The sequence below is a fragment of the Capnocytophaga sp. oral taxon 864 genome (assembly GCF_002998835.1).
Classification (GTDB): domain Bacteria; phylum Bacteroidota; class Bacteroidia; order Flavobacteriales; family Flavobacteriaceae; genus Capnocytophaga; species Capnocytophaga ochracea.
Genome location: NZ_CP027232.1, coordinates 407,667 through 419,049 on the forward strand (window position 1 = coordinate 407,667; position 11,383 = coordinate 419,049).

General features: G+C 39.8%; 8 protein-coding genes. 2 read left to right on the forward strand and 6 right to left on the reverse strand.

All coding sequences use genetic code 11. The annotated features are described in order from the left end of the window. Positions 1 to 8: 8 nt before the first annotated feature. The 3 genes from C3V44_RS01880 to C3V44_RS01890 form a co-directional block, all read right to left on the reverse strand. Entirely contained in the window at positions 9 to 2,180 is a 2,172-nt protein-coding gene (locus C3V44_RS01880) for a DNA mismatch repair protein MutS (RefSeq protein WP_106095328.1), read from the reverse strand. Next, complete coding sequence (locus C3V44_RS01885) at positions 2,181 to 2,777, reverse strand: lipoprotein signal peptidase (protein WP_009411097.1); 597 nt, start codon at positions 2,775 to 2,777, stop codon at positions 2,181 to 2,183. It lies immediately after the preceding gene. A gap of 84 nt (positions 2,778 to 2,861) precedes the next feature. Next, complete coding sequence (locus C3V44_RS01890; protein WP_106095329.1) at positions 2,862 to 5,372, reverse strand: hypothetical protein; 2,511 nt, start codon at positions 5,370 to 5,372, stop codon at positions 2,862 to 2,864. Positions 5,373 to 5,790: 418 nt separating this feature from the next. Between C3V44_RS01890 and C3V44_RS01895 the strand changes: the two genes are divergently transcribed. Beyond that, on the forward strand, positions 5,791 to 7,914 hold the full coding sequence (locus C3V44_RS01895; protein ID WP_106095330.1) for a Tex family protein: 2,124 nt from the start codon (positions 5,791 to 5,793) through the stop codon (positions 7,912 to 7,914). A gap of 151 nt (positions 7,915 to 8,065) precedes the next feature. Here C3V44_RS01895 and gltX read toward each other — a convergent pair whose 3' ends face one another. Genes gltX through C3V44_RS01910 form a run of 3 tightly spaced genes read right to left on the reverse strand, consistent with a single transcriptional unit; the run spans position 8,066 to position 10,647 of the window. Beyond that, positions 8,066 to 9,568: a glutamate--tRNA ligase gene (gene gltX / locus C3V44_RS01900; RefSeq protein WP_106095331.1), complete on the reverse strand. Its 1,503-nt coding sequence runs from the start codon at positions 9,566 to 9,568 to the stop codon at positions 8,066 to 8,068. A gap of 6 nt (positions 9,569 to 9,574) precedes the next feature. Then, a complete protein-coding gene (locus C3V44_RS01905; RefSeq protein ID WP_009411092.1) occupies positions 9,575 to 10,237 on the reverse strand; it encodes a hypothetical protein in 663 nt (220 codons plus the stop codon). Between the two features lie 50 nt (positions 10,238 to 10,287). Next, positions 10,288 to 10,647, reverse strand: a complete 360-nt coding sequence (locus C3V44_RS01910) for a YraN family protein (protein ID WP_106095332.1) — start codon at positions 10,645 to 10,647, stop codon at positions 10,288 to 10,290. 197 nt (positions 10,648 to 10,844) lie between these two features. Between C3V44_RS01910 and C3V44_RS12015 the strand changes: the two genes are divergently transcribed. Beyond that, positions 10,845 to 11,300: a hypothetical protein gene (locus C3V44_RS12015; RefSeq protein WP_164996598.1), complete on the forward strand. Its 456-nt coding sequence runs from the start codon at positions 10,845 to 10,847 to the stop codon at positions 11,298 to 11,300. The last annotated feature ends 83 nt before the right edge of the window (positions 11,301 to 11,383 follow it).

The following is an 11,383-nucleotide window of genomic DNA, read 5'->3' on the forward strand; positions in this document are numbered from 1 at the left end:
GTTGAACTTTATCGGATTTTCTGTACGAGCTCCAATTCGTCCAAAGAAACAGAGGTAGTAAACGCCCCGTAATTTACTATGGCTTTGCCTTTTTCAATCTTATCGATACTTCCCACACTCCGGCTGTCTTTAATGCGCACACGGTCGCCTACTGAAAGGGCGCGTTGTAGCTTTTCCTTTTCGGCGCGTTCTTGGGCAATGCGCTCTTTCTTCTCTTCTTTGCGTTGCTGGCGGATAGCCTCCATTTGCTTATGAACTTCTTCGGTAGTAGTTTTTTTCTCCTCTTTTTGCTTGGTGCGTTCCTCTTTGCTCATTTGTTTGCGCTTGGCATTTTCCATTTCAATGAGTTTAAGAAATTCGGATACCAAAGGGCGACGCTTACCATCGTAGAAATAACGTTCGGCTATCTGGTCTACCTTACTACCTAAGGTAATCATACGTTGGCTTTGGTCATAGAGTTCTTGATAATTTACGAGCTTGCTTTTTACTTTATCATTGAGTTCCTCCAAGCGTTTGGCTTCTTCGCGGGCTTTGGTTTCCTCATCTTTCAGGGTTTCGGCAGTTTTTTCCATTTTGGAGCGCTCTTTCTGCAATTTGGCGATAGTGGCATCAAAACGCACTTTTCCTTTCTCTATTTTTTTCTTAGCCCGATTGATGAGGCTAAACGGAATGCCGTTTTTCTGCGCCACTTCAAAAGTGAAAGAACTTCCCGCTTCGCCTATTATTAGCTTATAGATGGGCTCTAAGGTTTTATCGTTGAAAAGCATATTGGCATTGCTCGCGTGGGGCAATTCATCTGCCAACATTTTTAAATTGGTGTAATGGGTGGTAATCACCCCAAAAGCCTTTCGGTGGTAGAACTCTTCTAAGAATATTTCAGCCAAAGCACCTCCTAATTCGGGGTCGCTACCTGTCCCGAACTCATCTATCAAAAACAAGGTGCGGTGGTTGCACTTTTTGAGGAAGTAATTCATATTTTTGAGTCGGTAGCTGTATGTGCTAAGGTGGTTTTCAATAGATTGGTTATCGCCGATATCGGTAAGAATACGTTCAAATAAACACATTTTAGAACGATGATGTACCGGAACGAGCATTCCACTTTGTAACATCAATTGCAATAAGCCAATGGTTTTAAGCGTAATACTCTTTCCGCCCGCATTAGGTCCCGAGATGACGATAATACGATTTTCATCATTCAGTTCTATGGTTTGAGGGAAGGTAGTAACACCTTTTTTGGCATTGTTTAGATACAGCAAAGGGTGGTATGCTTCACGGAGGAATAGTTCGCGCTCCTGAGTGATTTCTGGCAAAAGTGCATTCATTTGGTGAGCGTACTTGGCTTTGGCGCAAATAATATCAACGGCTGTGATGTATTGCTGATAGTCTTTCAGCAGGTCGGCAAACTGACTGATAAAGGCGGTAAGTTCTCTTAATATACGCTGGATTTCCTCTTTTTCGTCATAAAGCAGATTGGAGAGTTCGCGAGAGTAGATTTCGGTTTGTCGCGGTTCTATATACACTATGCTACCCGTTTTTGAGCTCCCCCATACGGTGCCTTGTACTTTTCGGCGGTACATTGCTTTCACTGCCAGCACGCGGCGGTTTTCTACTACGGTCTCGCGGATATCATCGAGATAGTCGGCAGTGTTATACTCGGCGAGAGCACGATTGAAACTTTCGTTGAGTTTTCCTTTCAAGGCACTCAGCTCGCGACGTATATTGCCAAGTGTAGGAGAGGCTTCGTTTTTTATCTCGCCGTACTTGTCCAGCACTTTATCGATAGCGTTCAGCAGTTCGGTAGTATACTCGATACTATCAGCCGTTTCGAAAAGGGTAGGGTATAGCGTTTTGAACTTCTTAAAGAAGAGAATTTGGGTATTTACAACCTCGCTGATACGATGAATCTTCCTAATGCTCGACACTTCTAACAAGGCGTTTTCAATAGATAGAAGTTTAATTTCGGAAGTGATAGATTCGCAATAGTGTGAAGGGATTGTGTTGTTATTATCAAAAGACGATAGGTATTCATTGGTTTGATTCAGTGCCAATAACAGGCTCTCCTGATTGTCGAAAGGCTTGATACGTAAGGCGTATTTCTTGCCGAGTTCAGTAAGGCAAAGGTCAGACAAATGAGAGAGTACAATGGGGAACTCTAAGTCTTCAAGTGTTTTTGTATTCATTTAGTTTTTAGGAAATATCTTTTTGTGATATAAAATCATCAGCCCCACTGCTATACATATTGCAGAGTCAGCCACATTGAACACGGGCTCAAAAAAACGAAAGCGTTCGCCTCCCCAAATGGGTACCCAGCTGGGAAGTGTAGTATCGATAATAGGGAAGTAGAACATATCCACCACTTTGCCGTGCAAGAGGGTTCCGTAAGGATTTTCGGCAAATAGGGTAGCAATGTTACCATAACTATGGTCGAAAATTATGCCGTAAAACACCGAATCGATGATATTGCCCAGTGCTCCTGCCAATATCAAAGAAATGCAAATGATAAGTATCTTAGGTTGTTGCTTTCTCACTGCCGATACCAGCCAATAGCCGATACCTATTACCGCTACAATGCGAAAGAGGGTAAGAATGAGTTTGCCGTATTCGCCGGGAATTTTAGTACCCCAAGCTGCACCTTCGTTTTCTACAAAGTATATTTGAAACCAACTGAAAACGGTTACGGCTTCGTTGAGGATAAAGTGTGTTTTGATGTATATTTTGCTCCATTGGTCGATGATAAGTACCAACAGAATAATAAGGAATGCGTGTTTTAATTTCATATTGTTTTTTTGCTAAATGAGGCGCAAAGATACTAAAATAAAGATGAATGACAAGCCATAAAGCAACAAATACTATAAGCTGACTTAGTTTTCATTCTTTTCTTTCTCCAAGAATTTTTCTTTGTCTTTGCGAATTTGTACCAATCGGTAGTTTTCAGTGGCTATAACAAAAGCAGATAGTTTGTTTTTCTCCAAGAACTCTTTCAAATCAGTAACAATGCTCTGAGCTGAATAAGCATCGCGGATATTATGAACTACCAACCAAGTTTCATCGGCATTATAGAGGTCTTCTGAAAGGGTGAGTACTTCAGAAATTGCCTTTAATTTCTGGGTAAGTTGTTCTTTTATAGTTGTACGTGTCTCGGAAACCGTACCTGTAATGACTACTTTCCATTTCGTAGCCTTATCGTCAGTAACAAAATCTTCGGTTTCTACATCTTTAAGCTCATCTAATAGATTTTTAGCCTCTTCACTTTCAGCAGTGGCAGGATAGTTAGTCGCTATCTGTTGTAACTGCGCTTGGTAAGGAGCAAGCCCCTCTAAACGTGCCGTTGTTTTGGCTTGCAACAGTGCGATAGCAGGTGCTACTGAAGTTTCACGATACTGCGCCCCTTCTGTTTGCAACTGGTGAGCCGTCTCGATAATTTCACCGCGATTGTATCGAGCCATAAGGGTATCAACAAAAACTTGTGCCTGTTTATTGCGCTCTTGTTGTGAGGTTTCGCTTCCTTGCAATAGTTTTGCATAATCGGTATTAGGATAGTTAGCGAGTAGTCGCCCTTTGATGGTTTCAGCTTTGGGGTTATGAGTATCAGTGTAATTCTTTTGGAGCTCATAAAGTGTAACTACTTCTAATTCGGGAGAAGGATTGTTGGCAAGAACACGTTCTAAACGTTGTATAGCCAATTCATTTTCACTGAATTTAGAGCGATAGAGCACGCCCAACTGGTACAAAGCTTTATTTCTATCGATGTTAAGTTGAGCGATTTCGGCTTCGGTCTTAGGAAGTTGAGAAAGATAAGTATCGGGAGTTTCTACTTCTTTTTCAGCTATTTGTTGTGTAGTAGCTGAGACAGTGAGGTTCGCCACAGTAGCATTTCCCATACTCGACCAACGCCAGTTATCCTCCAATTTGCGGTCTCCCCAATATTGTTGAAACTGTTGTTTCCCATAAGCTACACTCATCGGATTGTAGAAATAGAATTTGCCACCCTTTTCAGTAGTAGCATCGGGCATCGTTACCCCTATACCTGTATTGGCAACCTTTTTATTGTGTTGCTTTTGTGTGCGAAGAGCAATTGCTTTCTGTACAGAATCGATATGTTTTTGGTAATACGCACGACGTTCTGTCTCTGGCAAGCGCATAACTTTTAAAACGCTATCATTTTTCTTAACGACGTATTCTAACTCAGCAATCTTGGACAAGTTATCTCTTTTTCTGCGAATAAAAAGATGTTCAAAGGTATGTTCAGGGATATAAGTAAGAGTACTATCCAAATGTTGATAAGCTCCCGTGTAGTCTTTTTGGTCAAAAAATAATTCAGAGAGACGTGTATGAGCTTTTGCTTTTAACGGATTGTTATTCTTATTGTTGGAAAGAGAACTGCGATAAAAATCGGTAGCCAAACGCTTATCATCGTCTTTTAAAAGTTCGCCGTGAGTGTAGTAAAGCACATCGAGATAGTTTTTGTGCTCATAACGGCGTTCAAGTTTGGTAAGGTAAGCCAAAAAATCAGCCTTTTCTTTAGGGGTGAATGTTTTGTTGCGAGCCTTTCCTGCTTGGGCTTCTACCCATAGCTTACGCGGAATCTTCCAGTTTTGCTTCACAACCTTTTCAAAAGCTACTTCGGCAGAGTCTTTTTGATGCTGTTTTTCATAAAGCTGAGCTGCAATAAAGTAATATCTACCGCGTAAAGCCTTATTACGAGTGTATTTACCAGCATTGTAAAGCGCATCGGCAGCCTCAGGATATTGTTCTTGGTTGATATAAGCCTGTCCTAAGGTAGCATAGGCTTCAGCTCTATCATTTTTGCGTAATTTAGGATTCTCTTTTAAAAATTCAGTGAGTTTTTCTATGGCAATTTTATCTTTACCTAAACGGAGATTAGCTTTTTGTGCCCAAACCGCTGCCTCAGGAATACGCTCGCTCGTTCCGTAGTTTGTAAGCAGGTGATTGAAAGCCTCTAAGGCAGGAAAGAAACGCTCATCGTAATAACGAGCTTGACCGAGTAACATATAAGCGTCGTCAATTTTATAGTTGCGTTGTACTCCTTTAAAAACCATAGAGTGTTTCTGAATGGTTTTAATAGCTTTTTCTTCAGCACGTTGAAAATCAGCATTACCTGTACCATCTAATTGCACTTTTCCTGTCATACCAATAGGCTCTACGGGTAGAATTTCACTAAAATTATCTTGATATTTTTCGCGTAGTTCATTAAGACCTTTGGCATATGCTTCCTCCCCATTGAACAGTACATTATACTTGGTAACAATAGGTTGCATCTGACGGTTATAATAGGTATTAGCATTAGGTGTACAAGCTAAATATAGCAAAAAAACAACTAAAAAACTACTGTATAGTAAAACTCTTTTCATACTTTTTCATAAGTGCTGTTACAGAGTGCGAAAGTACTACTTTTTTTTAAAAGAGCGAAATATTATTTCAAAAAAATAAGTTTTCTCTACCAAAGCATCACTTTATATACAGTTTAGATATATTTTTACTCTTGTTATCCTTCGTTCATTGTTCGTTTATTGTTTATCTCACTTTTCCGTTACTACACTCCCTCTCCTTGGGAGAAGTCTCCGAATAGGAGAGTATGTGACTGGGGAGAGGATATTTTGTTCGTTTATTGTTTATTTGCCTGTCGTGCTACGACCTCGCACTGTCATTGATTTAGTATTATTGGCATTATTGACATTGTGGTATTAAAAGACATTTGCTAATCTGCTAATTCTTCAATATCTTTGCACCTTCAATTTAAAAACACTGTTAAATCGATAACACATTAGTATGACAAACATTCAATATATAAAAGCCCAAACACAACTACCTGAAAAAGCTATTGAAAACACACTTTCACTATTAACCGAAGGCTGTACTATTCCCTTCATTGCACGCTATCGAAAAGATAGCACTCAGAATTTAGATGAAGTAGCCATTGAGCATATAGCCAAATCCCAAGCTGATTACGACAATATCTGTAAGCGCAAAGAAACGATTCTCTCTTCTATTGAAGAACAAGGAAAGCTTACAGACGAATTGCGCAAACATATTGAGAACTCTTTTGAGCTCAATGAATTAGAAGACCTATACCTGCCTTACAAAAAACGACGTAAAACTAAAGCTGATGTAGCCAAAGAAAACGGCTTAGAACCTCTTGCAAAACAGATAATGAGTCAGCGTGTAACCGATTTGGAACTATTAGCAGGGCGTTATCTTTCCGATAAAGTACCTAGTGAAGAAGAAGCTTTACAAGGGGCTTCGGATATTATAGCTGAATGGATTAACGAGAATACGTTTATACGTCGCACTCTTCGCCGAATATTCCAGCGCAAAGCAATTATCAGTAGCGAAGTAGTCAAAGGTAAAAACGAAGAGGAAGAAGCTCAGAAATACGCTCAGTATTTCGATTGGGAAGAAGCCCTTAACAAAGCGCCCTCTCACCGTGTATTAGCAATGTTGCGTGCTGAAAAAGAAGGATTTGTAAAACTAAAAGTACAAGTAGATAATGAAGAAACCTTACCTTTTATGGAAGAAAACATCATAAAGAGTAGGGGAGAAGTAGCCGATTTCTTGAAGAAAACGGTAAAAGACAGCTACAAACGCTTATTAGAGCCTTCTATTTCCAACGAAACACTACAAGAGGCAAAAGATAAAGCCGATACGAAAGCTATCAGTGTGTTTGCCGAGAACCTCTCACAGTTGTTATTAGCGTCTCCTTTGGGTGAAAAGCGCATTTTGGCTATTGACCCAGGATATCGTACAGGTTGTAAGGTAGTGTGCTTAGATGAAAAAGGCGACCTTTTGCATCACGATGTTATCTACCCTCACGCTCCCCAAAATGATATCACTATGGCTACTAAAAAGCTCAACACAATGGTTTCTCAATACAATATCCAAGCCATTAGTATAGGCAATGGTACTGCTTCTCGTGAAACAGAGTCGTTTGTAAGAAGTATTGCTTTCCCTAAAAAGGTAGAAGTATTTGTGGTGAGTGAAGCAGGAGCATCGGTCTATTCAGCTTCTAAAATAGCTCGCGATGAGTTCCCCGATTACGATGTAACTGTACGTGGGGCAGTATCCATAGGCAGGCGTCTTGCCGACCCATTAGCTGAATTAGTGAAGATAGACCCTAAGAGCATAGGAGTAGGTCAATACCAACACGATGTAAACCAGTCGTTATTGAAAGAGGAGCTCGATGCAACCGTAGTGCGTTGCGTGAATAAGGTAGGGGTAAACCTCAACACAGCAAGCAAATCACTACTCAGTTATGTATCAGGAATAGGGGAGAAGATGGCTGAAAACATAGTAGCTTACCGCTCGGCTAATGGTGCTTTTAGTAAGCGAGAAGACTTAAAAAAGGTACCTCGTTTGGGTGATAAAGTATACCAGCAGGCAGTAGCTTTCTTACGCGTACATAATAGTGAGAACCCGCTCGACAATTCAGCAGTACACCCTGAAGCCTATCCTATTATCAAACAAATGGCAAAGGACACGGGTATCTCAGTTGCACAACTTATAGGTAACAAGCAAGCTATTGCCACTATTGATATTCAAAAGTACAAAACAGATAAGGTGGGTGAACTTTATTTGAAGGACGTATTAAAGGAATTAGAAAAACCAGGGCTCGACCCTCGTACTACTGCTAAAGCCTTTGCCTTCGACCCTAATGTAAAAACCTTTGATGATGTGCGTATAGGAATGATATTGCCTGGTATAGTAAATAATATTACTGCCTTTGGTTGTTTTGTGGATATAGGTGTTAAAGAAAGTGGATTGGTACACATCTCTCAACTGAAAGAAGGTTATGTCTCTGATGTAAATGAAGTAGTTAAACTCCACCAACAAGTGCAAGTAAAAGTTATAGAGAAAGACGAAGTGCGCAAACGCATTTCACTAAGTATGGTGTGGTAATAATTAACGATGGAAACACTTACAATTTGCAGTAGATACAAACGCTATAAAGTACCTCATCAAACACGATTCATATTATCAGAATAAAATAAGCCTGTATGAAAAACTTTTCATACAGGCTTATTTTAAGTTGCTATCTGCTCTATATATGTTACTTTTCTGCTGAAAGAAGTGCGTCTAAACGGCGTAGTGTTTCCTCTTTGCCAATCACTTCTATAATATCGAATACGTGAGGTCCTTTGAGTTCACCTACTAAGGCTAAACGCAACGGAGGCATCACTTGTCCGAAGCCTAAGCTTTTAGTTTCCATATATTGTTTTACTGCTTCTTCTAAAGCTACTGAGGTGAAGTTAGATGTGTTTTTAAGTACCTCACTTACTTCTTTTACGATTTCAGGAGTTTGCTCTTTCCATTGTTTTTTGAGTGCCTTTTTGTCGTACTGAGCAGGAGCTTCAAAAAAGAATTTGCTAAGTTCCCAAAAATCACTCACAAAGGTAGCACGCTCTTTGATGAGACCAACTACTTTCTCTATCGTAGCCATCGGAACTGTAATGCCTCTTTGGGTAAGGTCTTTTTGGAAAAGGGTAGCTAATTCTGCATTAGGCTTCATTTGTAGGTATTGGTGGTTGAACCATTTTATCTTCTCAGGGTCAAAGCGAGCACCTGCCTTATGTACTTTTTCCAAATCGAAGAGTTGCACGAGTTGCTCGACAGTGAAGATTTCTTTATCGGTACCAGGATTCCAACCCAAGAGTGCTAAAAAATTGATAAGTGCTTCGGGGAAATACCCTTCTCCACTAAAACCTTTGAGGGTTTCGCCATTCTCTGTCCAATCCATTGGGAAGACAGGGAAGCCTAATTTGATACCGTCACGCTTGCTGAGCTTACCATTACCCACCGGTTTGAGGATAAGAGGTAAGTGTGCAAAAGCAGGGGCTTGCCAACCAAAAGCACGATAGAGCAAAAGGTGCAATGCCATAGAAGGCAGCCACTCTTCTCCGCGTATCACGTGAGTGATTTCCATTAAGTGATCGTCTACGATATTTGCCAAGTGGTAAGTAGGCATTCCGTCGCTTTTAAAGAGCACTTTATCGTCTAAGGTACTCGTATCAATAGTTACTTCACCACGAATCATATCGTTCATTTTTAGCTGTTCGTTATGTGGCATTTTAAAGCGAATCACATACTCATCGCCACGCTCTAAGCGTTGTTGTACTTCTTCTTTGCTAAGTGAAAGTGAGTTTTGCAATGCATCACGTGTTGCCCAATTGTATATAAAGGTCTCTCCTTTGGCTTCTGCTTCCTTGCGAGATGTATCTAATGCCTCAGCAGTATCAAAAGCGTAGTATGCCCAACCGTTATTGATAAGGGTATCGGCATATTGTTTGTATAACGGTTTGCGTTCACTTTGGCGATAAGGGGCGTGTTTGCCTTCTTTGCCTACTCCCTCGTCGTAAGTAAGACCTAACCAATTGAGGGAATTTATGATGTACTGTTCTGCGCCTTCAACATAGCGATTTTGGTCGGTATCTTCTATGCGAAGTAAGAAATCACCGCCGTGCTTTTTGGCGAACAAATAATTAAATAGGGCGGTACGTACGCCTCCGATATGCAATGCTCCCGTAGGACTGGGAGCAAATCTAACTCTAACCATTTATTTTTATAATAATTTTAAATCTTTAATTACTTTGAAAGCTATATCGATGTGGTTTTCGGGGATTACGATAGTAAATTCGTTGGCGGTAGAAATCACCTCGTTCATATTCACTCCCTCCCAAGCCAAACGTTGAAATATAAAATAATAAATGCCCGATACTGAGACGTTTTCTTCGGGAAGTTTTACACTGATAGCTCCTAAATCGGTGAATTTGTGCAAAATGCGTTCCTTCTTAAAGATATTCTCAACAATAGACTCCATTGAGTTACTGACAATAATATTTGCTTCATTTACCCCACGAGTAGTAGCGTAGAAGATATCTCTATTATTTTTGATTTTATTGAGTAGCTGAGCCTGAGCATTCATAAAGGTTTCAGAGGTTAAGAAAGTATAGTCGGTTAAATTTGAACGAACAATAATATCGCCTATATTCTTCAATACTTTTACAATACGATGAGTAGAGCGAAACTCCATATCTACTGAAAGGCGTTTGAGAGCCATAACAATAGCCCCATTGCGCACTTCACGCTGAGTAGTTTCAGCTTGTATATCCTTACGTATGATACGAGCCAAAGAAGTAAGGTTAATAATCCCTTCTGAAAGAGCGGTTTGCAAGAAAGGTTTTGATTTGATATAGTGCTCGACGGCTGATGCTATTGTTTTCATTTGTATTGGATATTATAAATTTATTTAAAAGTGATTGGGGGCATAAATCATTAAAAAGGATAAAAAGCGTCTTCTATGTAGTTTAAGCTAAATTCTGCATTGTTTTTTACGATGGATATAATATCGAATTGTATTTCTACATCTAAGTCTTTTTTCTTTATATAAAAATCGGTAGCTTTCACTAATAGTTCTATCTTTTGCTGATTTACAAAGCTCTCGGGTTCACCATAAGCACTTGAGCTACGTGTTTTTACTTCTGTGATATGCAAAATATTACCTTTTTGCGAAATGATATCAATCTCGGCGTGCCCAAACCTAAAATTGCGTTCTAAAATAGTATGACCTTTTTCCATTAGGAAGTTTACGGCATCTTGTTCTCCTTCATTTCCTAAATCGTTGTGCATTGCCATAATAAGCGTTGGTTTTATAATTTAACGCCAAAAGTACAAAATTTAATATATGTAACAAAAAAATATTAGTTTTTTTCATTTCTATAAGTTGAGAGGGACTAAGCTATTTGATATCACAATACTAATTATAGGTAAAAGGTAAAAAGGTAAAAGGTAAAAGGTAAAACAATGCGAGGTTGTAGCACAACAGGTAGATAGTGCGAGCCGCACAGGCAGTCGTAGCACGACAGGCAGATAAACAAAAGACGGTGCGAGCCGCACGGGCAGATAAACAAAAGACGAACAAAATATCCTCTCCCCAACCCTCTCCCAAGGAGAGGGAGTGTAGTAACGGAAAAGTGAGACGAACAAAAGACGAACAAAAGACGAACAAAAGACGAACAAAAGACGAACAAAAGACGAACAAAAGACGAACAAAAGACGAACAAAAGACGAACAAAAGACGAACAAAAGACGAACAAAAGACGAACAAAAGACGAACAAAAGACGAACAAAAGACGAACAAAAGACGAACAAAGACGAACAAAAGACGAACAAAGACGAACAAAGAACGAACAAAGAACGAACAAAGAACGAACAAAGAACGAACAAAGAACGAACAAAGAACGAACAAAGAACGAACAAAGAACGGTGTGAGCCACGCGGGCAGATAAAGAAAAGACGAACGGTGGTTAAAGGAATAGCGGAGGTAATGTGGGTAAATTAGGGTAGAAAAAAGCCCGTAATACGCAGTATT